Genomic DNA, 25,123 nt, shown 5'->3' on the forward strand with positions numbered 1-25,123 from the left:
ATGATTTATACAGGAAAACTGAACAGACGCATTATTTTTCAACGCCTTGAAGCAAAAGAAGACGATATGGGACAGGATAAATCAGAGTGGAAGAATTACAAAACTGTCTGGGGAACTGTAAAGCCATATAAATCTTCAGAATATAACTTCATGGGGAAACTAAAGCCAGAGGTTACGCATCGTATATATGTCAGATACAGGGAAGACATAACAACAGATATGAGGATCCTGCATAAAGGACATACATATGCGATTGCCGGTCCTCCGCTGGATGTAAATGATGCCAGGGAGCTGCTGGAAATTCAGTGTGAGGAGGTGTTCGAGAATGCAGAGTATCAGCTTTGAATATGACGTTTCAGAGTTGGAAAGAGCACTCGAAGCAGCAGCTCGGCAGTTCCCGGCGTCTTCAGAAACTGTCCTCAAAAAAGAATCCAAAAGTATAGCAAAAGACTTAAAGGGCAGAGTTAATTCTGAGGCAAAAGGGCATCATTATATAAGTCCGAAAAGTGAAAAGAAACCAAAGCCTCTGGAAAAGAGCTTCAGACAGGGAAAGGTAATACGATCAGGAAACAAAGTTACAGTTGCAGTTACGACAGTAGCTCCGCATTACCATCTCTACGAAGAAGGACATGCCATGATAACTCATAAAAGTAAAGACAAAACAAAGGGATTGAGGCAGGTTGGAGAAGTTAGGGGAAAAAAGACTGTGGCAAAATATATGGCACAGCGTGCAGAACACGCAGAGCTACTCGGACAGGAACTTCTGGAAGAAATCTTGAGGGAGGCGGGACTTGACTCTTAAAGAAATAAAAAAAGCGGTCAATTCCGCTTTGAAAGAAAGATTTCCGGATATGAAGATATACGGAGCAGACACAGTAGAAGGCTATACACGGCCTTCTTTCTTTGTGTATATAACACAGACGTTTTCTGAATCCACAAAGAACGCATTCCACAAGAATGTTGAAGTGGAGATTGATTTTATTCAAAAACACAGAAATGAAGCAGACGGAATGGATTTTTTTGTGGCCATGGAAGAAATGTTCGGGCAGAAGCTGACGATTGGCAGAAGGAGTCTAAACACAAGCAACATGGATCTAAACTTTCAGGGCGAAAACGCAAACATTCCAGTCTGCCAGTTTGATGTGGAGTTCTGGGATGTAATTCCAAGAACGGATAGTAGCAAGTTGATGGAAGAATTGAAATTATCACAGGAGGTAAAACAAGGGGATTACCAGTAATGAATATTATTTTTACTGCAGCCGCAAGAAACACAATCAGAAGATCTGAACGCGGTGTAGTGGGAATGATTGTAAAAGATGCGAAAGTGCCGGCAACAAATCCGGCTATGATTTACAAAGAAAAAGATATTCCGGAAGAACTGAGCGATGCAAATAAAGAGCAAGTGAAACTCGCCCTGGTTGGGAACGATACAGCACCTGCTAAAATCGTACTGTATGTTCTTAGTTCCGACGCTGAGAATTACGAAGCGGCGCTGAATTATTTCGCAGTCAAAAAGGTTGCCTGGCTGTGCTGTCCGACAGCAAAGACGGACACGCAGACAGAGACCATTGTGACATGGGTAAAAGATCAGCGTGATGAGCGAAATAAGGTTAAAGCAGTGCTTCCGGAAACAGAAGCAGATAATGAAGGAATTATAAATTATGCTACAGCCAGCGTAAAAGTTGGTGAGAAAGAGTATACAGCAGAATCCTTCTGTTCAAGAATTGCAGGACTGCTCGCCGGTACATCTAATAAGAGTTCTGCAACATACGCAATTCTCGATGATGTAACAGAGTGTGAGAAAAAGAAAAAAACCGAACTGGACGCAGAAATTGACGCTGGAAAACTGGTCCTTTATTACGATGGCGAAAAAGTAAAAGTTGGACGGGGAGTCAATTCCTTACAGACAGTTAGCAAAGGAAAAGGGAACCCGTGGAAAAAAATCCGTGTAGTTGAAAGTATGGACATGATCCACGATGACCTTGTTCTTTTGTCAGAAGACAATTATATCGGGAAATATCCGAACACATATGCAAATAAGTGCCTACTTATTTCAGCAATTAATTCCTATCTGGCAGAAATGGAGAGAAATGGAATTATTGAGGGTTACACAATTGACCTGGATGTTGATGCAATCAAGGAATATATCATTAAAAACAAGGGTGTAACAAGAGATGAAGCAGAAGCAATGAGTGAGGCAGAAATCAAGAAACAGTATACAGACGAAAAGGTTTTCCTAGCAGCATCCGCTACATTGGTGGACGTAATGGAAGACATTGATCTGAACATCACTGTGTAAGGAGGAATGAATAAGGGACAACTATACACCGGACAGAGTCATTAACGGAACCTTTGGGGAATGCTGGATTGATAATGACTACATGGCAGAAACAACAGCGCTAGAAGCAACAGTAAAACTGGATACAACAGAAGTGGCCAGGACGGGAACCCTGGAGAAAGGGTATAAAGTAACCGGAATCACATGCAGTGGAACATTGAAACTTAACAAGGTGACTTCGTACATGATTAAAAAGATCGGGGATAATCTGAAGAAAGGAAAAGCAACCAGAGCAACGATTATTTCAAACATCGAAGATCCGGAAGCATTCGGAGCAGAACGTATCCGCTTTGACGATGTCGTATTCACTGAAATCAAACTGGCAGACTGGGAAGCAGGAAAGCTCCTGGAAGAATCCATTCCATTCAGCTTCTCGGGATGGGAAGTCCTGGAATCAATAGACGTATAAGGAGATAAAACATGAATTTAATTGAAAAATTACTTTGCGTAGATAAAGAAAAGGCAACAGAAAAAGCAACCAAAAAGATCAGATCAAAAAAACTGGCTAAATTAGTGGGAGAAGATGCTGAGATTACGATCAGAGAACTGTCTGGAAAGAGATACAATGCTCTTCAGGCCATGCTCTTCGATAAAAAAGGAAATCGCGATGTAAATGCTACATATGATTTTAATTTAATGTGCTGCGTGCATGGCGTTGTGGATCCATGTCTGACAGACAAAAATCTGATGGACCATTTTGGAGCATCTACCCCGAAAGACCTTGCTGCTATTTTATTCGGAATGGAGTCCGGAACAATTGCCGCAGAGATCATAAAACTCTCAGGACTTGGAGAAGATGCAGAGGAAGAGGTAAAAAACTCATAAAGGTGGACAGCGAAGCAAGCATAGCTTATGCATTGTTCCGCCTAAAGAAGTGGAAACCATCAAAATACTACAAAATGGGCGCGGGAGAACGATTAATCACCCGTGCCTTTTTAAAACAGGAACTGCAGGACATTGAGAAAGAGGTGAAGAACAAGGGCAGGTAAGACAGTCGCTGCAGTGGTAAAGCTGATAGATGATTTCAGTAATCCATCCAGAGAAGTAGCGGCACAGGCACGTGACTTGGAAAAACGGTTTAACAACGTTGCTGATGTGTTTAACCATGCCGGCGAAGCGTTCTCCGCAGCCGGTGAAACTCTGACAAAATCGGTCACTGCGCCGCTAACAGCCGTTGGAACGGCCGCAGTCAAATTCTCCTCTGATTCACAGGATGCCTTCCAGCAGTTTGCAGCGGCAACCGGAACAGCAACAGAAGAGATGGGTAAATACAAGGACATGATCAACAATGTCTACAAGAATAATTTCGGCGAATCCATCAATGATGTTGCGGAAGCAATGGCAACGGTTAATCAGAACATGTCATATCTGGATGATTCTGCCCTGCAGAGATGCACAGAATATGCCTATACTCTTTCGGACACTTTCGGATATGATGTTGCGGAAAGCACCAGAGCTGCAGATACACTGATAAAGAATTACGGTGTATCTGCAAGAGAAGCGTTTAATCTGATCACCCAGGGAGCACAGTCAGGAATGGACTATTCCGGGGAAATGATAGACAGTATCAATGAGTATTCTGTGCAGTTTAAGAAGCTAGGACTGGATGCAGAAGACATGTTTTCAATATTTGCCAATGGCGCTCAGAATGGTGCTTTTAACCTGGATAAAGTCGGAGATGCTGTAAAAGAATTCTCTATCAGAGCAATAGATGGTTCAGATACGACAAAGCAGGGATTTGAAGCTCTTGGAATGGACGCGACGAAAATGGCAGAGAGATTCGGAGCTGGAGGAGATTCTGCAAAAGAAGCATTCAACGAAGTAATCAAAGGTCTTGCAGAAATGGATGATCCTGTAGCACAGAGCGCGGCCGGAGTAAACCTGTTCGGAACCATGTGGGAAGATTTGGGACCTCAGGTTATAACCTCTATGTCAACAGCAAGTGATGCCATAGATAAAAGCAAGGAGTCTGTTGAAGAACTGGTAAATGTAAAATATGACACATTAACAGGCGCGTTGGGAGGACTTTGGCGAACGATACAGGTGGATGTCTTGCAGCCAATAGGAAATCAGCTGATTCCGTATGTCACAAAAGGCATTAGCTTCATACAGAAATTTACCGATAAGTGGAACAGACTGGGATCGGCCACTCAGAAAACTATAGTCAAATTTGCAGCAGTAGCGGCATCAGTAGGGCCTGTTTTACTGGGGTTCGGGAAAGTGTCCTCCGGAATCGGAACAGTAATCTCAAACTTTGGGAAAGTAGGCGGCGCGATTACAGGACTAACAGGTGCTTCAGGATTCTCAGGAATTGCGAAGATAATGACCGGACCGTTTGGAATCGCGGCGGCAGCAGTGGCAGCTGCAGCACTGCTAATCTACAAGAACTGGGATAAAATCGCACCAATCCTGCAGAAGATAGGAGATAGATTTGTAGAATTCTGGAATACAGTACAGCCACAGCTGCAGCCATTCATAGACTTGTGCATAGAAATCGGATCATACTTAAAAGACACTCTGCTTGAGGTATTTAAAATAGTATGGCAGGCGGCAGGAGAAGCTATCGTTACTTGGTTTGGCCAGGTAAGCGAAGTTATTGACAACGTACTTGGCGTCTTCGAAGGAATCATAACGTTCCTGACAGGCGTATTCCAGGGAGACTGGGAAAAAGCATGGACAGGAATTGTACAAGCAGTAGGAGGCATCTTTGGAACTCTGGAAGCACTTGTAAAAACTCCTATCAATGCAGTTATAAATCTTGTAAACAAAGCAATCTCAGCTATTAATAACATCAGTGTAACACTGCCGGATATTGTGGGAGGAGGACATATAGGATTCGACATCCCGCTAATTCCGACTCTGGCCAAAGGAACTGACAATTGGAAAGGCGGCATTGTACAGATCAGTGAAAAGGGTGGAGAGATCGTGGATCTTCCGTCCGGTAGCAGGGTATATCCGCATGATGAATCTGTACGGATGGCTCGACAGGAAACAAAGAAGAGCATATCTATTACAATCGCTAAACTTGCTGACAGCATTGTAATAAGAGAGGAATCCGATATTGACAAAATAGCTGAAGCGATTGTGAGAAAAATCGAGCAGACAAGTAACAACATGCCACAGGCAGCATAGGAGGCATCATGGAATATTGGATAAAAAAAGGAGAAGAAGCCATACAGTTGCCTATAAAGCCGGCATCTTTTCAGGTATCATTTGAAAACTCCCATCAGACTGTGAATGTACAAACTCGCGGCGATGTAAGTATTCTTGGGAAGAAAGGACTCGAAACTTTTACACTTGAGTCCTTTTTCCCGGCACATGATTATCCTTTTGCGGATTATAAAAAGGATAGAAGCCCATGGGCATATATCACAAAACTCAAGAGCTGGCAGGAATCAGTGGTACAGTTCATAATTACAAAGACAAAAGTGAACACAAAAGTGGTGTTCAAATCCTTTAGCTTTGGAGAAGAGGACGGAACAGGGGATATAAAATATTCGATCACATTGGAAACTTACCGGCCGCCGAAATACACAAAACCTGTAAAAGCTACACTGGAACCGGAAAAGCCGGCCAAAAAGAAACCGGTTAAAAAGAACAACCGGACGAACGACAAAAAGAAGAAAAAGGTGCATATTGTACGGGGAAACGATACCCTGTGGGGGCTTGCAAAAAAATTCTATGGTTCAGGGACGTATTACACAAAAATATATAATGCAAACAAATCGGTCATAGAAAAAGCCGCAAAAAAGCATGGACGTGTAAGCAGTGCACATAATGGTGTAAATGGATGGTGGATATATGACGGGACAAAGCTGGTGATACCATGAAACTGATGTGGAAAGATGCCAATATAACAGAATATGTAACGTCTGTTACATGGGCGGGAAGCGCAAAACAGGCGGCCAGATCGGTTACCTTTAGTGTTGCATACAGTCCGAATGACAAGGACGTAAAAGATCTTGGAATTAAACTGGCTGATAAAATAGCGTTTTACCCCGGATACCCGGACGATAAGAAAACAAAATTTGTGGGCATAGTGACAAACAGGGAACGGAAATCCGAAGCTGGAGAATTGTCATACACAGCTCTGGATGGAATGATCCACTTGCTAAGATCAAACGGTACCTATAAATTTCTGAACAAAACGCCGGAAAAGATAGCTTCGATGGTATGCAAAGATGTAAAAGTAAAGACAGGGAATCTTGCAAAAACAAAGCTGGCCATTACAAAGATGTTTTTTCAGGAAAGGCCATATTACGAAATTATCATGGCAGCCTATACAAAAGCTTACAGGAAGAGTAAGAAACCATATATTGTACAAATGAACAGGGACAAGCTGGAAGTGATTGAAAAAGGAAAACTCATTCCTGATTTTCATATCCGGCAGGGGGAAAGAATTACAGACTCTTCGTATTCTGAAAACATTGATAGCATGGTAAACCGTGTTTACATCTATAATTCGAGTAACCAGAAGATTGGAAGCATAAGCAATTCAAAATGGGCGTCCAGATTCGGTATTTTCCAGAATGCGATATCCGTAGATTCCGGAAATGGAATAAAGGAAGCAAAAGCAGAGCTGCATGGAGTGGATAAAACGGCAAGTCTGACAATGATTGGCGACTGCCGGTGTGTATCCGGCTTAGGCGTGATTATAGAAGATTTCAGAACAGGATTGAAGGGGAAATTCTGGATAGAAAATGACAGCCATCAATGGAACAGTGGAGTTTATACAACTACATTGGAGCTTGCGTTCAAGAATATTATGGACAAACAGGAAGAGGATGAGGAACAGGAAGCATCGTCATCTGCCTCTTCTTCTGCTTCGGGAACCGGGACAAGCGATGCGCTGAACGATGTTTTGAAGCAGGCAAGGGCATGGATTGGAATATCTGGGACAACAAATGAAGCTACGCAGTACTATGGATATAACGGAGTTGCCTGGTGCTGCATCTTTCAATGGTCTGTATTTAATAAATCAGGACATGGAAATCTCTTCATGGGCGGAGGAAAGACTGCAAGCTGCATTAATGTCACACAATGGTATCAGGCTCGCGGGAAATTTGGAAAAACTCCAAAAGCTGGAGCGTTGGTAGTCTATGGACCTGGTGGTGGAAGCCATATAGGAATTGTCGAAAGCGTATCCGGAACAGGGATCAATGATTATGTATCAATTGAAGGAAATACAGGTGGCGGCGGAGGAATTGCGGCGCGAAAGCAATATGGAAATCGAAGAAGTGATGTTTATGGCTTCTGTTATATCGACTATCCTACAACAACTGTATCAGATGCTGGAAGTGGAATAACCATCTCTGGCACATCAAAATCAATTCCTGCAGGATTACAGCAGTCTGGCATATGTCCATGGGATTATACAATATATCCGTTCTGGTACACCAGATGGAACAGCAAGACGATGCAGAGACAGGTGGCGAACCTGTGGAACAGCAGAGGACGGACAAGTAATCATGGGATCGCGACCATTGACGGATATTACCTGATCGCTGCTGGTTCTTACTTTGGAAAGTGCGGAGACGTCATAAGCTTCACTTTGGAAGGTGGCGTGAAATTAAATTGTATTGTCGCAGATGAAAAGAATGCCGGGGACAGAAATGGAAGCATATATGGACACTGGCAGACTTATCCGGCTGCCGGCTATTCGCTTATAGAGTTTGAAAGCATGGGCGGCAGTGATACACAAAATTCCGGAGCGTTGTTAAATGTAAGCCAATGGCAGGGAAAGAAAGTAACTGCTGCTATAAACGGAGGAAGATACAAAGGGCTATAAATACATATGAAAGATTTGTAGAACAGATGAGAAAAGCCGGAAGCTTCTACAATGCCCCGGTACCTCACCTGGGAATTATGATGGATTCCGGAAAAATCAGGATGGACACGATGATCCTTGATAAAAGCGATTATTTGATCAATTGCAATTTACGTCTGGATCGGACGAAGAAAGTATTCTTGCATACTTCGAAACCGAAATCAGCAGAGTATATGACAGATTCCGAACATAACAGCACTTTAGAAGAATACAAAAGAAATATCCTGCAAGAAGGGGATAAAGTGCTGCTCCTGAAACTGGACAGGCATGAAAAGTACATTCTGATTGCAAAGGTGGTGGTTCCGGAATGATGTTTCCTTTTACAGACAATGAAGAGGAAGAGGAACAGGAAGAAAGCTTGTATATTCCCAGGGAATATGGGATTAATTTTGAAACGGGTCAGCTTTCCGGTAAAATTGTTGAGGGATACGATGCACTCCTTGTATGGGCATGGCTTGCACTGCAGACACCAAGATACCGGTATTATATATATTCTGAGAATTATGGACAGGAATACGAGGACCTGATTGGAAAGAGCTATTCGACAGAGCTGACAGATTCCGAACTGGAACGCATGACGGAAGAATGTTTAACAGAAAATCCGTATATCACAGGAATTGAAAACTTTTCCTGTGTAAAGATCGAAGAAAAGGTAACTGTTACATTTTCACTTATTACAGAGCTTGGAGATGGGGAGGTGAGTATAGATGTTTGAAGATATGACATACGAAACGATTATGCGGACAATGATGGAAGATATGCCTGACGATATTGATACATCGGAAGGCAGCCTGATTTTTAATGCATGCGCTAAACAGGCAGTACGACTTGAAGAAGCCTATCTGTTTCTGGATGGGCTGGAACGAAATATGTATACGGATACAGCAGATCTGGATCATCTCATTCGAAATGGAAATGACAGGGGCTGCTATATTAACCAGGCAACCTATTCGGAATTCACTGCGCAGTTTAACTGTCCTGTCCCGGCAGGATCACGCTGGAATCTGGATGAATACAATTACACAGTATTCAATGTGATCAGCGAGGAAGAGCATACATATAGATTAGGATGCGACACTCCGGGTACCGACCCGAATGGTATTTTAGGAGATTTGGAGCCGATTGAATATGTAGATGGGTTCGAGTGGGGAAGAATCATCAAGTGTACTCTGAAAGGTACAGATCAGGAGGAAACGGAAACATATCGCGCAAGACTGCTGGCAACATATAATTACCGGGGCTTTGCCGGGAACCGCGAATATTACAAAAGTCGTATCAAAGAATTGAGCGGAATATATGGGTGCAAATTGGAACGCATATCTGCTCCTTCGGACAAGGTTAAGATTACAGTGATTGGTCAGGATTACAGAGCACCTTCAGAAAGCATTATTACTGCAGCACAAACCGCGGTTGATCCTGTCGTAAATAGTGGAGAGGGAGACGGATTTGCCCCGATTGGACATCGCGTACAGGTAATTGCCGCTTCTGAAACCGCAGTAAACATTAGTACAACAATCACATACGATACGGGTTATAGTTATGATGGTCTTTCTTCGTATATAGATTCTGCGATTGAAGCCTATCTGCTTGAATTAAGGAAAAACTGGGAAAATACAGATACGATCGTTGTCAGAATATTACAGATAGAAGCTGCTATTGTGCAAATCGAAGGAATTATTGATGTGACAGATACGGCTATTAATGGCAGCGCGAAAAATCTGCAGTTGACAGATAAATCTGTTCCAGTTAAAGGAGTGATATCGTGCACGTAAAAGTCTGCTACCCGGATGCGGTACTTAATATCAGAGATATTAAAGCGGTAATTGATGCAGGCGACAGGATCGGGGAAGCTTTGGAAAATGATTTAGACGAACTGGATGCGAACATTGACATTAAAAGCGCAAAAGAATCTGGAATCAGCAGGCGCGAGAAAATTTTAGGAATCAATCCTCTTGATACAACAGGCCTTGAGGACCGGCGCCTTGAAGTGCTTGCAAGATGGTATGATACACCGGTATATACAGAGACAACCCTTCGGAACAAACTGGATTCCATTATGGGAAAAGGAAAATATATTTTAAATATCAATCTGGAAGAAAAGATTGTCAGGTATGAAACTGAGCCGATTGAAAGACTTGCGCTCAACACAGTACATACACTGCTTGACCAAATGGTACCGCTTGACTATATGATTGCCATTCGGTTCAAATATAAGCAGAAAAATATGTTTTACATAGGAAATACAGTAAAAGAAACGAAGACAGTAAAACCGGCAGGAATCACAGTGAAGAATCCACTTGATAATATCTACTGGTATGCAAATGAAAAGATGGATACCCTGATTGATGAAAACGGGAATGTCCTGGAAATATAGGAGGAGACAAGATGGCAGATTCATATTTATCGCCGAGTCTTACGAAAGATGGGATCAATCTTCTTGTGAAGGCTATGGACGGAGGAAGCATAACATTTACTAAAATCGCACTCGGCGACGGAGCACAGTCAGATAAGAATACAGTCCATGATCTGGCGAATAAGAAACTTGAGATAGGAATCTCGGAAGCAGAGACTCATGAAGGATATCTGGTACTCACAGGATATTGCAACAGCTCCGAGTTAAATGAGGCATTTTACGGAAAAGAACTTGGGGTGTATGCCCGAGATGCAGAAGGAAACGAATGTTTGTACGCATACAGATATTCCGAGTCAGAAGTAGACTTCTTCCCGTCCAAAAACTCAGGAAGAGTGATTGAGATCGTGTTTTCGGTTGTGGTGCAGGTGGGGGCAGCAGAGAATGTATCAGCTATCCTTATAGATAGTGATGCATTTGCTTCAAAAACGGAATTTAAGAGCCATTGCAATGCAGATAATCCGCACAAGATAACCTGTAAAACAATAGGCGCCAGTCCACAAGCGCATATGCATTCTGCAGACGATGTAAAAAGCGGAATACTCCCTGTTGCAAGAGGTGGGACAGGAGCTGATACATATGAGAAATTCGTAGAAAATATGAGCAAGTCAGGAGCACTGGGAATTCCCATTTTCGGAACTTATACAGGAGATGGAACTCAGGGACGCACGATCAGCCTTGGATTTACCCCTCGCGCAGTCATTTTGTGCGATAACTATGGCAATATGCACGATGATATAAATGGTTACATAGGCGGTATAGCAATTGGCAATCATGGATGCTGCAGCCAGAGAGGTTCGACATCAAGCGCAGAGTCGTATGATAATTACTATACGACTCTCATGATCGTGAATAATGGGTTCAAGGTAAATTATTATTCTGAAAACAAGGTATATTCAAATGCTAGCGGAAGAACATACCGCTACATTGCATTCAGATAAGGAGTGAAAACATGCCAATACAAAAAATTACAGAAACCGAAACCAGCTCATCCCCATCCCCGGACACCCATTTCCTCGTAACCCAGCCAGAAACCGATGAAGCAGGGAAATTAGTCGAATCCCTCCGACGAATAGGAGCTGATGACATCGCGGATATGCTAAAAGAAAAGTTCGGGCTGGGAGATACAGCGAAAGAAATTGCTTCGCTAAAGGAAGATTTAAACAATTATGCAAAAAGCGACTTTAGATATGTGCCTACGACAGAAAATAACAAATTTTGTCGATGGGATACAGGTGTAATTCAATCATACGAAGGTAAAAGCGTGTGCAGTAGAATCCCGGTAACAGAGTTGGAAAATGTAGAAATATACTCAAACAATGATATATTTTCTATTTGCTTTTTCAATGATGAAACATTTATTAGTGGGTCGTCTACACTTCCAAAATCTTTTTCAATACCTGCTAATTGTAACAACGTTATCATATCATTTAATGGGTTAGACACAAATATTGTCCTCATCCATAAGTCAAAAATTGATGATTATATTGTTAATACTCAGGTGTTACCAACATATGAATTCAGTGTAAAAACCACGAAAAACTTTATGCGCTGGGATAATGGAAGAATCGTTATTACTAATGATTACATGATGACACAACCGTTTATTGTTGAGCCGAGTAAAGAATATTATGTGACAGGTGCAATTACACTAGCCGCTTGTTTCTTAAATGGTAGTACATTTGTTAGCGGTACTGCACTAAATGGTGTGGATCACTTTACTATTCCGGAAGGGTGTAATAGATGCGTTGTTGATTTCAATATTATCACCGATTTACCAACTATCATGGTACGTGACCCACTGCTTAGAAATACATCACTATGCTATGGTAAAGTATTAGGATGTCTTGGTGATTCTATTACACAAGGAGCAGGAAACAATAATCATTCATGGGTTGATAAAATGCAGATCATGTGCGGTTTTAAATCTGTTTATAATTATGGTGTTTCAGGAGATACAATCGAAAAAATGCATGATAGGATTGATGTCATGGAAAGCACACTTGATTATATTACTCTATTTGGAGGCACAAATAATGCATTATGGAGTAACAGCCAAAGTATTTCAGATTTTAAATCCGCTTTCGATTCACTCGTTAGTTCGATTATCGAAAAGTACCCAACTTCAAAAGTGCTCGGAATTATACCGCCGAAGTATAACTATTCGAGCGGTGATGTCACTAGAAATTGGAATGTGCCAACAAGTCCGAATAATTTGAAATTAATTGACTTTGTGAATGCTGAAATTGAAATATATAGTAAATATTCGGTTCCTATTGTTAATTTATTCAGTTGTTGTAATATTCATCCCGATATCAATGCACAAAAAATTGGGTTAATGCCGGATGGTGTGCATCCTAATCAGAAAGGCTATTTTGATTTTATTGCTCCTAAAATAGCAGAAGCATTAAAATCTATTTGATGATTAAAGGAGACTTTAGTTAATAAAATGCCAGAATTTACATTTGTAATAATCCATATATCAATGTATAATTTCTATACAAAATATGGAAGGATGTGCTGTTTTGAAATCTAATAATCCGAAGAAAGATAAAAAATATTACATACTAATTATTATATGTTTTCTTTTAATATTGGGGCCATTTCTAATACGAGGCTGGATTTTATTGCCAGTTCTTAATTTAGGCGGAGTGGAAAAATTAAATCCTAATATTAATGAAGCAGACATGTTAAATTATTGGGGTACTGCATTAAGCTGTATTGGTACTTCTTTATTGGCATATGTAACGATACGACAGTCTGACAGAGCAAATGAAATTAATGACAGATTGTTAAACTTATAAGAACGTGAAGGTAAAGAAGCCTATATTAATTTATCTCAGGAGAATATAAGGTTTGAAGATAAAAATGGTTGCAGGTTTGTCGAATTAAAATTCCACAATATTACTAATGTTCCAATAAGTAATATTGAAATTAAAGGATGCGATAAAAGAATAATTAATTTTAAAGATTATAAGGTAAACTCAAAGGGACATGTTGTATTCATATCTGAATATGAGAATATTTGTGATGATATGAATTACGATCCGATTGTAAATGGATATAGATTATATATAAAAAATTATGAGGAAACTTTTCGTGTCCTTTCATTTAAGGTTATAGTAACAAGCTTGTATGGAGTATCTACAGTTCAATATTTCAATGTTTCAATGATGAAATGTCGTGCAAATGAATGTAGATGCACATTAGGAAGCGATGAAGATGTGAAAGCATCTCACAATAAATATGCAATATAGGGAGCAGAAATGCTCTCTTTTTGTTTTGGAGAAATTTATGAGAAGAATCAGAGCGGAACCGAAAGGTTCTTTTTATTTTATCCAAAATTGCGCCGGCGCAATTGCCAGAAAGGAAAAGAGATGGAAACAATCATTTCAGCCTGCATCAGTGCGGCGGTTACATTAATTGTATGTGTGATCAGCAATAATGCACAGCAGGAAAAGACGCGAACTCTTATGGAGTACAAGCTGGAAGAGTTGACCAAAAGAGTGAATGAACATAATAACCTTATCAAAAGAACTTATGCTCTGGAAGAAAAAATGAGTGTACATGAGGAACAGATTAAGGTTGCGAATCATAGAATAGAAGACCTGGAAAGAAAAGGAGAATGATTATGGAACAGATCACAAATTATGTAAAACCAGAACTAATCGTAGTAGCAATTGCCCTGTATTTTGTGGGAATGGCATTAAAACAGGCACAGGCAGTAAAAGATAAGTATATCCCGCTTATTCTTGGAGGAATCAGCATTGCAATCTGCGCGATCTACGTGTTTGCCACCTGCACCTGCGGTACCGGACAGGATGTTGCAATGGCAATCTTTACGGCAATCACACAGGGAATTCTGATTGCCGGTCTTTCTACATATGTGAACCAGATCGTAAAACAGGCGAACAAAGACGAATGATTCAGGGGATGGGAAACTATCTCCTTTTAGGCGGAGGAAAAAACAAATGTTAAGAATCATGGGTAAGTCAAAAGCTACGGTGGAACAGCTCCAGACTTATATAAAAAAGGTAAATCCCAAAGTGACCGATTCGGTCACAAAATTAGTAGCAATCTATATAACAGAAGGAGAAGCAGAAGGCGTTCGTGGAGACATAGCTTTTGCACAGTCATGCTTGGAAACGGGAAATTTTACATTCTGCGGATCAGCAGTGGAATTCGAACAAAATAATTTTTGCGGCTTAGGAGTTACTAAAAACGGAATAAAGGGAAACAGCTTTGACACACCGATCAAAGGGGTCAGAGCACAGATTCAACATTTGAAAGCATATGCCAGTAATGAAAGACTGATGCAGACTTGTGTGGATCCACGCTTTCTGTATGTTACAAGAGGTACGGCAGAATATGTTGAATGGCTTGGAATCCAGGAAAATCCAACACACCAAGGCTGGGCTGCCGGAAAGAATTATGGACGGGAAATTATACGGATTTTAAACGCAATCCTGGAAACAGATAATAAGGAGGAGACAGAAATGAAGATTAATACATCATTGGTCAGCAACAATAACAGCTATGTTGGACAGATACCTAAGTATATTGTTATTCACAACACAGACAACTATGCTGCAGGAGCTAACGCACATGCTCACGCAAAAGCACAGCATGATGGGAATTTCTCCGGATACTCTGCACACGTCTATGTAGATGACCAGGAAGCTTATCAGGCACTTCCATATGACCGCGGAGCATGGCATGTCGGAGTGAATTACGGAGGTCGACTGTTCGGAATATGCAATAACCATAATAGTATCGGTATCGAGATGTGCGTCAATGCTGGATATGACTATGAGAAAGCATTTCGAAATACCGCTCAGGTATGCAAAATTCTTATGAAACAGTACGGAATCAATGCAGATCATGTGGTTCAACATTACGACGTGTGCGCAAAGAATTGTCCATCTGCAATTCGTGCAAAAGGAGATTGGAATCACTTCAAACTGCTGATTGGAAGTTCTGAGACAGTAGCCGTAGAAAAATATTATAGAATAAGAAAAAACTGGGAAGACAGCAAAAGCCAGATTGGAGCATATAAGAGCCTGGCAAATGCAAAGAAAGAATGGAAAGAGGGATATACCATCTATGACTGGAACGGAAAAGCAGTATATCCGAAGACAACGAAAAAAACAGCAGATCTTGCAGGAACTATGGAACTCCAGCTTCCTGTTATCCAGATCGGATGCACTGGAACTGCAGTCTTAATGCTGCAAGCAATGCTCGGAGTAGAGACTGATGGAAACTTCGGACCGGCAACAGAAACAGCTCTGAAAGCATTTCAGAATAATACAAAGATTACTGCAGATGGCATCTGTGGAAAAGAAACATGGGTAAATGTCTTTACACATGCACAGATAAACACATTTAAATAAAAAGAGCCACAGGATTTCATTCCTCTGACTCAGTAAGATATTGTATCATTTTTCGATGTTTTTATATTATAGGGTATTGACATCTGGTGGCCCGGATGGTGAGATTGGGGCATCTATGAGGTACCTGTCTCAGAGGTTTACCATGCCAAACCGCATGGCTGCGGCAGTGCTGAATGATATCGGCACAGAGGAACTGGCACATAGAGGTTATCAGTAGTTAATTTTCATTGAATTTTCGGGAATATATCCAATGAAAAAGTAATCTCATCGCCTTTAAGAAAGTAATTCTTTGACTCTTTAGTATAATTAACTCTCTCAATCAGTTCTCTGAGAAGCTTATTCCTTGTCTGAGCGTCAAATTCCCAGTAATTTTCCAATAAATTCTCACACTTGGGAATAAATACAGCCTGCTGTTCAACTAGCTTCTTATCGTGCTCAATTTCTTCTCTCAGGCCCTTTATAGATTCGATACATGCTTCAATAGAGGCAGCAGTACTCTTAGAACGCTCCAGGAAGACATCTGTCGTGTATACTCCCTGCTCAAGCAGATCATACTGTTTTAGTTTCTGAGCATCCAATTTCTTCAATTCAGCTTCTTTCTCTTCAATCAGTTTTTCTTTAAGCGTTATAACATTATCTATATCAAGCTTAGGAACATCACTGCTGAGCTTGTATTCATCTACAAGATTCTTAATTCCATCCAGTAAGACTTTCTCTACCAGTGACAATTTACTGCTGACAGTAGAACAGGAAGTATAAGGACACAAGAGAGAATCTTCCTGTCCACGTTTCTGATAAGGTCTTCTGACCATTGCGCGACCACACTTACTACAATACACAATGCCGGCAAGAGGATTCTTGATAGTATTTGTGATCTGCACAGGGCGCGGAGGATTCTTTTTTCGGATTCGCTGTACAGTATCATACATATCTTTGGATATGATAGCCGGATGCCGCCCAGGAAACAAAAGAACATCATCAGCCTTAGCTCTGGGACGGGAACGGATAACAGCGCCATTCTGGATCGATTTAACGGTTTTACGGCCATTCCAGCGAATCATTCCAGTGTATACAGGATTCACAAGGATAGATTGCACGCTGGCAGGAGTCCAGTCCTTTCCAAGGGCAGATTTTACTCCCATATCATTTAGCTTACGGACGATTTTAGCAACGCCAATCTGATTTCCATCTGCTCCGGAGTACCAGGAGAAAATCATCCTCACAATATCAGCCTGAGCAGGAATCGGCTGTAAGGTATATCCTTTCTCACCGCTTAATTTAACACGCTCATAGCCATAAGGCGGCTTATTGCCACAGTATTTCCCTTCTTTCACAGAAGAGATTCTTCCGGCATTCAAACGGCGTTTGATGGTCTTATATTCACGGCGGCTCATAAAAAGCCCGAATTCGAAGTATTCTTCATCGAATTCATTATTTGGATCATATGTTTTGGAAGGGGTGATGATCTTAGTATCAGAATACTGAAATGCCCTGGATACAGTACCCTGATCGATTGTATCACCTCTGGCAAGACGTTCTACCTCTACTACGAGAACTCCATCCCACATACCGGCTTCAACTTCGTGAAGAACCTGTTGCATAACCGGTCTGGCAGAGATTGTCTCTCCGGACACGATTTCCTTGTAAATAGCTCCGACATTATAGCCATGGCTTTTAGCCAGATCCAATAAGATTCGTTCATGCCTGGCAAGAGTTTCACCCTCACCACGTGCCTCAGCCTCCCGATCGGCACGGGATTTTCTTAAATAAAGACATACATTTTCAAGATTCATTAGCACACCTCCATTGCATTTTACGAAAAAAGGGTATAAAAAATACACCTTTGCAGATGTAAAGAAGTGTGCTATAATTCAACTGTTCAGGAAGAATATAGCACAGTTTTTTATAACTGCAAAGATTCTTGAAAGCCGTCTCTGTTACCAGCAGGGGCGGTTTTGGTTTTATTAATTATGTTTTACAAGTGAAACAATTGCTAAAATAACATTGATTAAGCACCATGTTGCCCAAATTTTCAAATCAGAAAAGCTTCCTGCTAATGTATAGCCAAAAAGAGCAGCGATACCAAATAAAACAATAAGCGCAATATTTCCACCTTTGCCACCTTTGCGAGTTGCAATAGATACAATGCCTCCGGCAAGAAGCATAATAGCAACGATTATTCCAGCAGAACCACTTACTTCGCCTGTTTCACTGAGAGAATTACTAATTCCGGCAGCACATGACTGAAAAGCAACCATAAAAAACAAAACAATTGATAAGATTCCAGATACTAATTTCCAAGTTTTCATTTTTATTTCCTCCGTGGTATATTAAATGTTAATTTCAAAAACAGCGGACTGTTTTTGACCATCGCTATCATAGGTATAAAAGTTGATTTTAAAGCTTCCGGCATTATCAACACCGATGCATGCCTGTGCTTGACAAGACGCGCCAATCGGTGTTTCTTGTGGATACATTGAAATATCTCCAGGATAGGAGTATCCCATTTTTCCGGTGCTGTCGACAATTCCATCTTCAAGGCTTATGTACAATCCATTCATGACGTCATCATCATATCCAAGATTTTCATAAGTGTATGTCACAAGGTAAACAGCGGCTGGAGCTTTATCGCTATACTCATTGCGAATGTCAGTTGCTTCAACAGAATCGACTGTAATTTTCCATTGACCTTCTACGGTATATGTTTCACCTATTTTATAAGTATCCTGAGAAGTAGACTTATTTTTTGATGAAGCTTCGTTGAGCTGCTTTTGAAGATCATCTATCGTCTTTTGCATTTCAACGATTTGAGCTTCAAGTTGTTCAATCTTGTCGTCTTTTTCATCAGCAAACACAGGTGGTGAAGCAGACAAAACAAGTGTGCCAGCTAACAGCATGGCAAAAATCTTCTTTTTCATTTTTTTAATCCTCCTAAATGGAATATTTATTAAAACGCCAAAGCGAATTAATTCCTTAGTATATAATTAATATCTTACTACTGTAAAATGTAATACACAAGTATGATAAAAGCAAATTGAGATACTTTTTACAAAAAAAATATATAGTTATCTTGATTATTCAGTAGAAATTATTTTTATTACTACAAATGGCTCAAAATAAATTATGTAATTATCTATAGATACATACAATCCATACTTAGCTTTATAGCAATCAATAGCTTCCTTCAAATATTTTTCTGTAGCATCCAGATATTCAGCCATCTCATAAAAATTTCTGCATCCGGACTCATAAGCTCTGATCAGACCCGTAAGCCCAATCTTAAGATTATATCCATATAATCGTGCCCGGTATTCCTGCTTGCGGTTCATGGTATTGCTCTGATCCAAAATATCTCCAGTAGTAGTGTAATGATGTCCAAGCTCTTCGGCCAGTACGCAGGACTTTTCTACCTGAGTAGGAAGTGATCGATTGATGGCAATTCTGTTCTTATATATCCGGCCGCCATAACCAGAAAGCTCCTTTTCTTTAACAATCAAATTCTCCGAATCGGATAGAGTTAATAGTTCTTCGTAAGTCAATCGGATCACTCCTTTTATATCAAGTAAACGAATTCTATTTCTTAGCTCCAGCAGCAACGATTTTGTTGAAGTCAACAAAATCTGTTTTTATTTCGGTTTAAAATGTCAAAATTTTGAGATAAGCTATTGTTGACATTTCTTTTGAAGCATGTGATAATATATTTGAACCACTGAAAGCGCGAATGCGTCGTAGGTGGTGTTTTATTTTGGATAAATAACAAGACCATACTTTTTAGGACTGGCTTTTAAATTTAAAGTTCCATTATTAGCCAATGTAGCCATAACACGTCCGACAAACTCAGGGGTGATTAACTTCCCAACTCTGTTTGGCAGAGGTTCTTCAAGATATCTGGTTTTGTAATAAAGATGAACAAAAAAAGAAACAAAGTCACATATTTGAATAAAATAAGATTCTTCAGAGTCTTTTTCCATAATATCTTCAATTAAATATTTGATGGGTTTATTCACATATCCGCCAAACTGCGATTGAATAGGGTTATAAGCTCTAATAGCTCTTGCGGTTTTTCTCATTGGACTGATTCTGCCCTTATCAGTTATGATTATAAAATTCCAATCCCCATTACTATCATTTTCAATTCGCTGAATATTATATGTAAGAGCGTGCTCAAGTACAGAATAGTCATTGGATTTTATTTTCCGTTTGTCAATGATTACGTTCATAATAGAAACATCCAGCGCAGCAATAGCTAAAGTAAATTTCTTCAAAATATCAATTTTCTGTTCAGTACTCCATCCAAAAGTACGATATGGGTTTTTGTCGGTCAGAAATTGTTTGGTATGCATTTCCATTCCAGTGTGAAAACCATATTCAGCCTTTAAAGATTGTCGAAATTTTTTAAAAGTATCATAATTCGTTTGCCATGATTCTGTTGGCATGCTCAGACTGGTCAATATGAAGGCACTGCTGGAATTGGTATTAAGTCCGTCATCACCAGTTTCATCACAATAAACAATTCGTGTATTCATAACTTTCTCCTATAACCATTCTTTATCATCTTTCATAACATCATCAGCATGTTTCTTTTGCTCCTCAGTTGGATTCATCTCATGCGCAGCGTTTGGCAGTAATGCATCTTCCATCTGCTGGGTGGAGAGAAGGTTCTTAGAGTAGGTGAGAACCTTTCTCTGGTTGTGAGGAGACAACTGATTGCATACTTCTATGATTTCCTTGCACTGAGCAGAGACGGAAGAACTCTGAACAGATTCTACCTTATTGGGAACTCTTTCCATAGGGACGTCAAAACCCATAAGCCATGCTTCGCTTACGTTCAATGCTGATGCAATAGCATCTATATTATTTTGTCTAGGCTTATATTTTCCTGATATATATGAACTAAGTTGTCCTTTATCAATATTGGCCCTTGCTGCCAACTGAGTTTGAGTAATTTCACGAATTTCCAAACCTTGTTTTATTCTTTCTTTTATATCAACCTTGTCCAAAGCAAAACCTCCTTAAAGATTTCTTTAATAGAATTATAAAACAGAAGTTGAGAAAATATCAATAATTATATATAAAAATTGAGAAAAACTTAAAAACGCCATTGACATATTTATATGACAATGGTATTACACAGACGGTTGAGAAAAACTCAACTATAGGAGGTGAAAGAAACTGTTTTACGACTATAGAAAATTGCGCGGGCGCATAAGAGAAAACTTTGGCACGCAAGCTGAATTTTCAAGGAATATTGGATTATCAGAAGTGTCTGTTAGCAATAAATTAAACAATGTGGTGGACTGGGGACAGGATGAAATGGAGAGTGCAATAGTTGCATTAGAGATTCCTCTTTCCGATATTCATTCTTATTTTTTTACCCATGTAGTTGAGAAAAACTCGACTAAATAATTGAATATCCAGAAAGAGGTGAGAACCATGACGATACAGAACAAAGTTGATGAAACTATAGGAACGTTATGCGACAGAATACAGGAAAAGGTGAAAGAAAATTCAATATGCACAGAGGAACTTGTAGCATTGGTAAGCGCTCTGGCAGAACTTACATCTGCCAGAGCAAAACTTAAAGTTACTCTTTAGCAGAATTATTAATTGTTTCTACAATTGTATTGAAGAAACTTGTAACTTCTTTTGCTGTTTCGGCTGCAGTTGCATATTTCGCAATTAAATTATTCTGAATAGCAAGTTCAGTAAACGTTTTTGCAAGCTGATATTTCGCAGATTCGTTAACAGACATGGGCTGCGTCTCCTTTCTTTTATACTCGAGTATGCCAGTACTCTGTACTTATAAGATAGGAGCAGTAGAACAGACCGTCAAGGAAAACGGTTCGACAGAATTCGAGATTTATCGAGAAAAAATAATCAAGATTAGGAGGCGAAAAGAGAATGAGCACAGTAGGTATAGTATACGCAAAGGAAGTACCTATGATAAAAGTCAAGCAGATAAAAGAAATAAATGGAAAAGGAACCCCTCTGCAAACAGTAATCCAGTATTGGACAAAAGATGGAATACTTGTTGCAGAAGGAAGAGCAAATCAGTTTGATGAACCCGAAATGAATGCCACGGCATCTTGATACGCTAAGTCAGCATCAATAAAAGTAACGAATGCTTTAATGAACTGCTTTAGCTCCTTTAAACCATCGAAGACTTTGAAAGGGAGCAGGATAAGGGGATGGAACTCTGTACAACCATATTACATAGCATAACTCAAGAGAGGTGATTACATATGGCAGTAATTAAAGAAATCAAATACGGATCCGGGATAATCCGGATCCACGATGACTACTGTAAGAACAACACAAAAGAAGACAACCAGAAGATCATTGATAATGTATCTAAGATCATTATCGGATATTACCAGAAACAGAAAATTGGATAAGGAAGGTGAGAACATGGAGTACAAGATGGTCGTGTCCCTCTTAATTGGGTACATAGCTGCACTGCTCCCGATCTGGAACTGGGAAGGGAAATTAGAACTCTTTACAGGGACAATAGTCCTGAGCGTGATGAGCCTGATCGCTCTGATCTGGATCCAGGAGAAGAAGAAAGCAATTAAAAAAGCCCTCACGTCCGCCAACGTGAGAGCAACAAAAAAACAACTTTCATAGATAGTATAAAGAACATGAAAAGAAATGTCAAGGAGGAACATATATTACATATTTTTAGAGAGCAGAAATGCTCTCTTTTTGTTTAGGAGAAATCTATGAGAAGAATTAGAGCGGAGCCAAGAGAGGCTTTTTTATTTTATAAGAAATTGCGCCGGCGCAATTGCCAGAAAGGAAAAAGAGATGGAAACAATCATTTCAGCCTGCATCAGTGCGGCGGTTACACTAATTGTATGCGTGATCAGCAATAATGCACAGCAGGAAAAGACACGAACTCTTATGGAGTACAAGTTGGAAGAGTTGACCAAAAGAGTAAATGAACACAATAACCTCATCAAAAGAACTTATGCTCTGGAAGAAAAAATGAGTGTACATGAGGAACAAATCAAGGTTGCGAATCATAGAATAGAAGACCTGGAAAGAAAAGGAGAATGATTATGGAACAGATTACAAATTATGTAAAACCGGAACTCGTTGTAGTAGCAATTGCCTTATATTTCGTAGGAATGGCACTCAAACAGGCGCAGGAAGTGAAAGATAAGTATATTCCGCTTATCCTTGGCGGAATCAGCATTGCAATCTGTGCGGTCTATGTGTTTGCCACTTGCACCTGCGGTACCGGACAGGATGTTGCAATGGCAATCTTTACGGCAATCACACAGGGAATTCTGATTGCCGGTCTTTCTACATATGTGAACCAGATCGTAAAACAGGCAAACAAAGACGAATGATTCAAGGGATGGGAAAATATCTCCTTTTAGGCGGAGGAAAAAACAAATGTTAAGAATCATGGGTAAGTCAAAAGCTACAGTGGAACAGCTCCAGACTTATATTAAAAAGGTAAATCCCAAAGTGACCGATTCGGTCACAAAATTAGCGGCAATCTATATAACAGAAGGAGAAGCAGAAGGCGTTCGCGGAGATATAGCTTTTGTGCAGTCATGCTTGGAAACGGGAATTTTACATTCTGCGGATCAGCGGTGGACTTTGAACAAAATAATTTTTGCGGCCTAGGAGTTACTAAAAACGGAATGAAGGGAAACAGCTTTGATATACCGATCAAAGGGGTCAGAGAACAGATTCAACATTTGAAAGCGTATGCCAGCAATGAAAGACTGATGCAGACTTGTGTGGATCCACGCTTTTTGTATGTCGCAAGAGGCCCAGCAGAATATGTTGAATGGCTTGGAATCCAGGAGAATCCAACACACCAAGGCTGGGCTGCCGGAAAAGGATATGGAAAACAGATCATTAGAATCTTGAACGCTATATTAGGTTCAGAAGAACCGGAAAGTGAGGATGTTATGAATTATTTTATTTGTGTAGGTCATGCCGATTATGGCAATGGAGTTATTTCTTCGGCTGACGGTACTGGTTGTGGTGGAGTGAACGAATACAAATATAACAAAGAGCTTGCCCCTTATGTAGTTGAATGGCTAAAGAAAGCAGGCCATAAAGCAACTCTTTGCATTGCTCCAGAAGGACAGCTTCATTCCCTGAATGATGAAATTAATTACTTCATCGGAGAAGAAGGAAAACAGAATTATGATCTGTCTGTTCAACTTCATCTGAATGCATTCAATGGCAATGCACATGGATGTGAAGCATATGCCTATAACGAAGCCGGAAAAGAAGTGGCAGCAAGAATTTGCGAGAAACTTGGGACTATCTGGGATAATAGAGGACCACAGATTAAAACAGGTTTGTATTGGACCAGAAAGACAAAAGCTAAAGCTGTCCTGATCGAGAGCTTCTTCTGCGATTCAAAATCAGATTACGAAAAAGCAAAGAAACTTGGCTTTGATGCTCATGCAAAGCTGATTGCAGAAGGAATCATTGGTAAGAACATTACGGGAGATACATCAACAAAAACAAACTCTGGAAGTACAAAAAAACCAACAACGAGATACTATGTACAGGTTGGAGCGTATGCAAAAAAAACAAATGCTAAAGAAATGGTCGATAAGTTGAAAAAGGCCGGTTTTGATGCAATAATTAAGAAGAAATAAAAGTATATGATTCAAAAAGAGCTCCAAAGTTACTTGGGGCTCTTTTTGAAATAATCAATGATAACCTTTATGTGCTGACGAACTGGCACATTTAGAGATGGTATCTACCATTGTTCATCAGCTTACACGGGATCTCTCCATGGAGGAAATTGAAAAGTCAGGTTTTGGACCTTACTATATTGATCATACAGTGGGAGTATGGCCTCAGGCTGCAGGAGGAATTCCCTTTAATGCCTGTGAGTTTCAGAGTAAAGGAGATCCTGTTACGGATTTATTTGAAGATCTTGCAGCAGAGCAGAAGGCCAGGTCAACCTATGATAATATCCTGCGCGTTGTGCGGGATATACCGGAGATAGCAGATCCCATCAAATTTCTGAGAGCCAGAGAGATTGTACATTTTCAGAGATTTGGAGAAGCGCTGCGGTCTGTTCAGGAGAATCTGGATGCAAAGAATTTCTATGCCTTTAACCCCAGCTTTGATAATCCCTGCAAGGCGTCATGTAAAGACTGCAAATAGCATATAAAATA

General features: G+C 40.2%; 35 protein-coding genes and 2 pseudogenes. 30 read left to right on the forward strand and 7 right to left on the reverse strand.

All coding sequences use genetic code 11. The features are described 5' to 3' along the window. The 20 genes and pseudogenes from ACTNDS_RS01485 to ACTNDS_RS01580 form a co-directional block, all read left to right on the forward strand. The gene (locus tag ACTNDS_RS01485) at nucleotides 1-345 is read left to right on the forward strand and encodes a phage head closure protein (protein WP_441032850.1); all 345 of its coding nucleotides are present in this window, start codon (nucleotides 1-3) and stop codon (nucleotides 343-345) included. Continuing rightward, a complete protein-coding gene (locus ACTNDS_RS01490; protein ID WP_441032852.1) occupies nucleotides 326-802 on the forward strand; it encodes an HK97 gp10 family phage protein in 477 nt (158 codons plus the stop codon). Before ACTNDS_RS01485 ends, ACTNDS_RS01490 begins: the two co-directional genes overlap by 20 nt. After that, a complete protein-coding gene (locus tag ACTNDS_RS01495) occupies nucleotides 792-1,238 on the forward strand; it encodes a phage tail terminator family protein (protein ID WP_441032855.1) in 447 nt (148 codons plus the stop codon). The genes ACTNDS_RS01490 and ACTNDS_RS01495 overlap by 11 nt, the downstream gene beginning before the upstream one ends. Then, nucleotides 1,238-2,299, forward strand: a complete 1,062-nt coding sequence (locus ACTNDS_RS01500) for a phage tail sheath C-terminal domain-containing protein (protein ID WP_441032858.1) — start codon at nucleotides 1,238-1,240, stop codon at nucleotides 2,297-2,299. The genes ACTNDS_RS01495 and ACTNDS_RS01500 overlap by 1 nt, the downstream gene beginning before the upstream one ends. A gap of 40 nt (nucleotides 2,300-2,339) precedes the next feature. After that, a complete protein-coding gene (locus tag ACTNDS_RS01505) occupies nucleotides 2,340-2,747 on the forward strand; it encodes a phage tail tube protein (RefSeq protein WP_441033144.1) in 408 nt (135 codons plus the stop codon). Nucleotides 2,748-2,758: 11 nt separating this feature from the next. Next, nucleotides 2,759-3,163, forward strand: a complete 405-nt coding sequence (locus tag ACTNDS_RS01510; protein ID WP_279031702.1) for a phage tail assembly chaperone — start codon at nucleotides 2,759-2,761, stop codon at nucleotides 3,161-3,163. 177 nt (nucleotides 3,164-3,340) lie between these two features. Beyond that, nucleotides 3,341-5,470, forward strand: a complete 2,130-nt coding sequence (locus ACTNDS_RS01515) for a phage tail tape measure protein (protein WP_441032862.1) — start codon at nucleotides 3,341-3,343, stop codon at nucleotides 5,468-5,470. Nucleotides 5,471-5,478: 8 nt separating this feature from the next. Further along, a complete protein-coding gene (locus ACTNDS_RS01520) occupies nucleotides 5,479-6,168 on the forward strand; it encodes a LysM peptidoglycan-binding domain-containing protein (RefSeq protein ID WP_441032865.1) in 690 nt (229 codons plus the stop codon). Next, nucleotides 6,165-8,126 carry a CHAP domain-containing protein gene (locus tag ACTNDS_RS01525; protein ID WP_441032868.1) on the forward strand — a complete coding sequence of 654 codons (1,962 nt, stop codon included), beginning with the start codon at nucleotides 6,165-6,167 and terminating at the stop codon, nucleotides 8,124-8,126. Before ACTNDS_RS01520 ends, ACTNDS_RS01525 begins: the two co-directional genes overlap by 4 nt. Before the next feature lie 26 nt (nucleotides 8,127-8,152). Next, nucleotides 8,153-8,476: a DUF2577 family protein gene (locus ACTNDS_RS01530; RefSeq protein ID WP_441032871.1), complete on the forward strand. Its 324-nt coding sequence runs from the start codon at nucleotides 8,153-8,155 to the stop codon at nucleotides 8,474-8,476. Further along, nucleotides 8,473-8,880 carry a DUF2634 domain-containing protein gene (locus tag ACTNDS_RS01535; protein ID WP_441032874.1) on the forward strand — a complete coding sequence of 136 codons (408 nt, stop codon included), beginning with the start codon at nucleotides 8,473-8,475 and terminating at the stop codon, nucleotides 8,878-8,880. Before ACTNDS_RS01530 ends, ACTNDS_RS01535 begins: the two co-directional genes overlap by 4 nt. Further along, nucleotides 8,873-9,937: a baseplate J/gp47 family protein gene (locus tag ACTNDS_RS01540; RefSeq protein ID WP_441032877.1), complete on the forward strand. Its 1,065-nt coding sequence runs from the start codon at nucleotides 8,873-8,875 to the stop codon at nucleotides 9,935-9,937. Before ACTNDS_RS01535 ends, ACTNDS_RS01540 begins: the two co-directional genes overlap by 8 nt. Beyond that, complete coding sequence (locus ACTNDS_RS01545) at nucleotides 9,928-10,539, forward strand: putative phage tail protein (protein ID WP_441032879.1); 612 nt, start codon at nucleotides 9,928-9,930, stop codon at nucleotides 10,537-10,539. Before ACTNDS_RS01540 ends, ACTNDS_RS01545 begins: the two co-directional genes overlap by 10 nt. Nucleotides 10,540-10,550: 11 nt before the next feature. Continuing rightward, nucleotides 10,551-11,516: a hypothetical protein gene (locus tag ACTNDS_RS01550; RefSeq protein WP_441032882.1), complete on the forward strand. Its 966-nt coding sequence runs from the start codon at nucleotides 10,551-10,553 to the stop codon at nucleotides 11,514-11,516. An 11-nt stretch (nucleotides 11,517-11,527) separates the two neighbouring features. After that, entirely contained in the window at nucleotides 11,528-12,997 is a 1,470-nt protein-coding gene (locus ACTNDS_RS01555) for an SGNH/GDSL hydrolase family protein (RefSeq protein ID WP_441032885.1), read from the forward strand. A gap of 103 nt (nucleotides 12,998-13,100) precedes the next feature. Beyond that, nucleotides 13,101-13,379, forward strand: coding sequence for a hypothetical protein (locus tag ACTNDS_RS01560; protein ID WP_441032888.1), 279 nt, complete (start codon nucleotides 13,101-13,103; stop codon nucleotides 13,377-13,379). 573 nt (nucleotides 13,380-13,952) lie between these two features. Next, entirely contained in the window at nucleotides 13,953-14,204 is a 252-nt protein-coding gene (locus ACTNDS_RS01565; protein ID WP_117674585.1) for a hypothetical protein, read from the forward strand. Between the two features lie 2 nt (nucleotides 14,205-14,206). After that, the gene (locus tag ACTNDS_RS01570) at nucleotides 14,207-14,500 is read left to right on the forward strand and encodes a phage holin family protein (protein ID WP_368221515.1); all 294 of its coding nucleotides are present in this window, start codon (nucleotides 14,207-14,209) and stop codon (nucleotides 14,498-14,500) included. A gap of 46 nt (nucleotides 14,501-14,546) precedes the next feature. Continuing rightward, entirely contained in the window at nucleotides 14,547-15,965 is a 1,419-nt protein-coding gene (locus ACTNDS_RS01575) for an N-acetylmuramoyl-L-alanine amidase (RefSeq protein ID WP_441032893.1), read from the forward strand. Nucleotides 15,966-16,050: 85 nt separating this feature from the next. Further along, nucleotides 16,051-16,167 (forward strand): annotated as a pseudogene (locus tag ACTNDS_RS01580) (manganese catalase family protein); the annotation flags it as partial. A gap of 22 nt (nucleotides 16,168-16,189) precedes the next feature. Here ACTNDS_RS01580 and ACTNDS_RS01585 read toward each other — a convergent pair. The 6 genes from ACTNDS_RS01585 to ACTNDS_RS01610 form a co-directional block, all read right to left on the reverse strand. Next, entirely contained in the window at nucleotides 16,190-17,758 is a 1,569-nt protein-coding gene (locus ACTNDS_RS01585; RefSeq protein ID WP_441032896.1) for a recombinase family protein, read from the reverse strand. Nucleotides 17,759-17,929: 171 nt separating this feature from the next. After that, entirely contained in the window at nucleotides 17,930-18,274 is a 345-nt protein-coding gene (locus ACTNDS_RS01590) for a hypothetical protein (RefSeq protein ID WP_441032899.1), read from the reverse strand. 21 nt (nucleotides 18,275-18,295) lie between these two features. Then, nucleotides 18,296-18,883 (reverse strand): coiled-coil domain-containing protein, encoded by a 588-nt coding sequence (locus ACTNDS_RS01595; protein WP_441032902.1) that lies wholly within the window; start codon nucleotides 18,881-18,883, stop codon nucleotides 18,296-18,298. 156 nt (nucleotides 18,884-19,039) lie between these two features. Further along, nucleotides 19,040-19,504 carry a hypothetical protein gene (locus ACTNDS_RS01600; protein WP_441032904.1) on the reverse strand — a complete coding sequence of 155 codons (465 nt, stop codon included), beginning with the start codon at nucleotides 19,502-19,504 and terminating at the stop codon, nucleotides 19,040-19,042. 201 nt (nucleotides 19,505-19,705) lie between these two features. Beyond that, a complete protein-coding gene (locus ACTNDS_RS01605; protein ID WP_441032907.1) occupies nucleotides 19,706-20,491 on the reverse strand; it encodes a DUF3800 domain-containing protein in 786 nt (261 codons plus the stop codon). A gap of 9 nt (nucleotides 20,492-20,500) precedes the next feature. Beyond that, nucleotides 20,501-20,965, reverse strand: coding sequence for a helix-turn-helix domain-containing protein (locus ACTNDS_RS01610; protein ID WP_441032910.1), 465 nt, complete (start codon nucleotides 20,963-20,965; stop codon nucleotides 20,501-20,503). 172 nt (nucleotides 20,966-21,137) lie between these two features. Between ACTNDS_RS01610 and ACTNDS_RS01615 the strand changes: the two genes are divergently transcribed. Beyond that, complete coding sequence (locus tag ACTNDS_RS01615; RefSeq protein WP_441033147.1) at nucleotides 21,138-21,371, forward strand: DUF739 family protein; 234 nt, start codon at nucleotides 21,138-21,140, stop codon at nucleotides 21,369-21,371. 27 nt (nucleotides 21,372-21,398) lie between these two features. Next, nucleotides 21,399-21,560 (forward strand): hypothetical protein, encoded by a 162-nt coding sequence (locus tag ACTNDS_RS01620; RefSeq protein ID WP_441032912.1) that lies wholly within the window; start codon nucleotides 21,399-21,401, stop codon nucleotides 21,558-21,560. Here the strand turns inward: ACTNDS_RS01620 and ACTNDS_RS01625 are convergent. Further along, nucleotides 21,550-21,717: a hypothetical protein gene (locus ACTNDS_RS01625; protein ID WP_441032915.1), complete on the reverse strand. Its 168-nt coding sequence runs from the start codon at nucleotides 21,715-21,717 to the stop codon at nucleotides 21,550-21,552. The two genes, ACTNDS_RS01620 and ACTNDS_RS01625, sit on opposite strands and share 11 nt — an antisense overlap. 149 nt (nucleotides 21,718-21,866) lie before the next feature. Between ACTNDS_RS01625 and ACTNDS_RS01630 the strand changes: the two genes are divergently transcribed. The 8 genes and pseudogenes from ACTNDS_RS01630 to ACTNDS_RS01665 all read left to right on the forward strand — a co-directional run. Beyond that, nucleotides 21,867-22,055, forward strand: a complete 189-nt coding sequence (locus ACTNDS_RS01630; RefSeq protein ID WP_441032918.1) for a hypothetical protein — start codon at nucleotides 21,867-21,869, stop codon at nucleotides 22,053-22,055. A gap of 152 nt (nucleotides 22,056-22,207) precedes the next feature. Beyond that, complete coding sequence (locus ACTNDS_RS01635; protein ID WP_441032921.1) at nucleotides 22,208-22,360, forward strand: hypothetical protein; 153 nt, start codon at nucleotides 22,208-22,210, stop codon at nucleotides 22,358-22,360. Between the two features lie 13 nt (nucleotides 22,361-22,373). Further along, a complete protein-coding gene (locus tag ACTNDS_RS01640) occupies nucleotides 22,374-22,589 on the forward strand; it encodes a hypothetical protein (RefSeq protein WP_441032924.1) in 216 nt (71 codons plus the stop codon). A 180-nt stretch (nucleotides 22,590-22,769) separates the two neighbouring features. Beyond that, entirely contained in the window at nucleotides 22,770-23,021 is a 252-nt protein-coding gene (locus tag ACTNDS_RS01645; RefSeq protein WP_117674585.1) for a hypothetical protein, read from the forward strand. Nucleotides 23,022-23,023: 2 nt separating this feature from the next. Next, nucleotides 23,024-23,317: a phage holin family protein gene (locus ACTNDS_RS01650; RefSeq protein WP_441032927.1), complete on the forward strand. Its 294-nt coding sequence runs from the start codon at nucleotides 23,024-23,026 to the stop codon at nucleotides 23,315-23,317. A gap of 46 nt (nucleotides 23,318-23,363) precedes the next feature. Further along, complete coding sequence (locus ACTNDS_RS01655) at nucleotides 23,364-23,600, forward strand: hypothetical protein (RefSeq protein WP_441032930.1); 237 nt, start codon at nucleotides 23,364-23,366, stop codon at nucleotides 23,598-23,600. A 17-nt stretch (nucleotides 23,601-23,617) separates the two neighbouring features. Next, nucleotides 23,618-24,595, forward strand: coding sequence for an N-acetylmuramoyl-L-alanine amidase (locus tag ACTNDS_RS01660; RefSeq protein WP_441032933.1), 978 nt, complete (start codon nucleotides 23,618-23,620; stop codon nucleotides 24,593-24,595). Nucleotides 24,596-24,671: 76 nt separating this feature from the next. Next, a pseudogene (locus ACTNDS_RS01665) lies at nucleotides 24,672-25,112 on the forward strand (manganese catalase family protein); the annotation flags it as partial. Nucleotides 25,113-25,123 lie beyond the last annotated feature (11 nt).

The organism is Blautia sp. HCP3S3_C12, assembly GCF_052064155.1.
Lineage (GTDB): Bacteria > Bacillota > Clostridia > Lachnospirales > Lachnospiraceae > Blautia_A.

Bases quoted from the DNA above. Each gene is read 5' to 3' on its own strand.
- ACTNDS_RS01485 (WP_441032850.1), top strand. From the start codon at position 1: ATGATTTATACAGGAAAACTGAACAGACGCATTATTTTTCAACGCCTT.
- ACTNDS_RS01490 (WP_441032852.1), top strand. From the start codon at position 326: ATGCAGAGTATCAGCTTTGAATATGACGTTTCAGAGTTGGAAAGAGCA.
- ACTNDS_RS01500 (WP_441032858.1), top strand. From the start codon at position 1,238: ATGAATATTATTTTTACTGCAGCCGCAAGAAACACAATCAGAAGATCT.
- ACTNDS_RS01510 (WP_279031702.1), top strand. From the start codon at position 2,759: ATGAATTTAATTGAAAAATTACTTTGCGTAGATAAAGAAAAGGCAACA.
- ACTNDS_RS01520 (WP_441032865.1), top strand. From the start codon at position 5,479: ATGGAATATTGGATAAAAAAAGGAGAAGAAGCCATACAGTTGCCTATA.
- ACTNDS_RS01525 (WP_441032868.1), top strand. From the start codon at position 6,165: ATGAAACTGATGTGGAAAGATGCCAATATAACAGAATATGTAACGTCT.
- ACTNDS_RS01530 (WP_441032871.1), top strand. From the start codon at position 8,153: ATGAGAAAAGCCGGAAGCTTCTACAATGCCCCGGTACCTCACCTGGGA.
- ACTNDS_RS01535 (WP_441032874.1), top strand. From the start codon at position 8,473: ATGATGTTTCCTTTTACAGACAATGAAGAGGAAGAGGAACAGGAAGAA.
- ACTNDS_RS01540 (WP_441032877.1), top strand. From the start codon at position 8,873: ATGTTTGAAGATATGACATACGAAACGATTATGCGGACAATGATGGAA.
- ACTNDS_RS01550 (WP_441032882.1), top strand. From the start codon at position 10,551: ATGGCAGATTCATATTTATCGCCGAGTCTTACGAAAGATGGGATCAAT.
- ACTNDS_RS01555 (WP_441032885.1), top strand. From the start codon at position 11,528: ATGCCAATACAAAAAATTACAGAAACCGAAACCAGCTCATCCCCATCC.
- ACTNDS_RS01565 (WP_117674585.1), top strand. From the start codon at position 13,953: ATGGAAACAATCATTTCAGCCTGCATCAGTGCGGCGGTTACATTAATT.
- ACTNDS_RS01570 (WP_368221515.1), top strand. From the start codon at position 14,207: ATGGAACAGATCACAAATTATGTAAAACCAGAACTAATCGTAGTAGCA.
- ACTNDS_RS01575 (WP_441032893.1), top strand. From the start codon at position 14,547: ATGTTAAGAATCATGGGTAAGTCAAAAGCTACGGTGGAACAGCTCCAG.
- ACTNDS_RS01585 (WP_441032896.1), bottom strand. From the start codon at position 17,758: ATGAATCTTGAAAATGTATGTCTTTATTTAAGAAAATCCCGTGCCGAT.
- ACTNDS_RS01590 (WP_441032899.1), bottom strand. From the start codon at position 18,274: ATGAAAACTTGGAAATTAGTATCTGGAATCTTATCAATTGTTTTGTTT.
- ACTNDS_RS01595 (WP_441032902.1), bottom strand. From the start codon at position 18,883: ATGAAAAAGAAGATTTTTGCCATGCTGTTAGCTGGCACACTTGTTTTG.
- ACTNDS_RS01605 (WP_441032907.1), bottom strand. From the start codon at position 20,491: ATGAATACACGAATTGTTTATTGTGATGAAACTGGTGATGACGGACTT.
- ACTNDS_RS01620 (WP_441032912.1), top strand. From the start codon at position 21,399: ATGACGATACAGAACAAAGTTGATGAAACTATAGGAACGTTATGCGAC.
- ACTNDS_RS01625 (WP_441032915.1), bottom strand. From the start codon at position 21,717: ATGTCTGTTAACGAATCTGCGAAATATCAGCTTGCAAAAACGTTTACT.
- ACTNDS_RS01630 (WP_441032918.1), top strand. From the start codon at position 21,867: ATGAGCACAGTAGGTATAGTATACGCAAAGGAAGTACCTATGATAAAA.
- ACTNDS_RS01635 (WP_441032921.1), top strand. From the start codon at position 22,208: ATGGCAGTAATTAAAGAAATCAAATACGGATCCGGGATAATCCGGATC.
- ACTNDS_RS01640 (WP_441032924.1), top strand. From the start codon at position 22,374: ATGGAGTACAAGATGGTCGTGTCCCTCTTAATTGGGTACATAGCTGCA.
- ACTNDS_RS01645 (WP_117674585.1), top strand. From the start codon at position 22,770: ATGGAAACAATCATTTCAGCCTGCATCAGTGCGGCGGTTACACTAATT.
- ACTNDS_RS01650 (WP_441032927.1), top strand. From the start codon at position 23,024: ATGGAACAGATTACAAATTATGTAAAACCGGAACTCGTTGTAGTAGCA.
- ACTNDS_RS01655 (WP_441032930.1), top strand. From the start codon at position 23,364: ATGTTAAGAATCATGGGTAAGTCAAAAGCTACAGTGGAACAGCTCCAG.
- ACTNDS_RS01660 (WP_441032933.1), top strand. From the start codon at position 23,618: ATGAAGGGAAACAGCTTTGATATACCGATCAAAGGGGTCAGAGAACAG.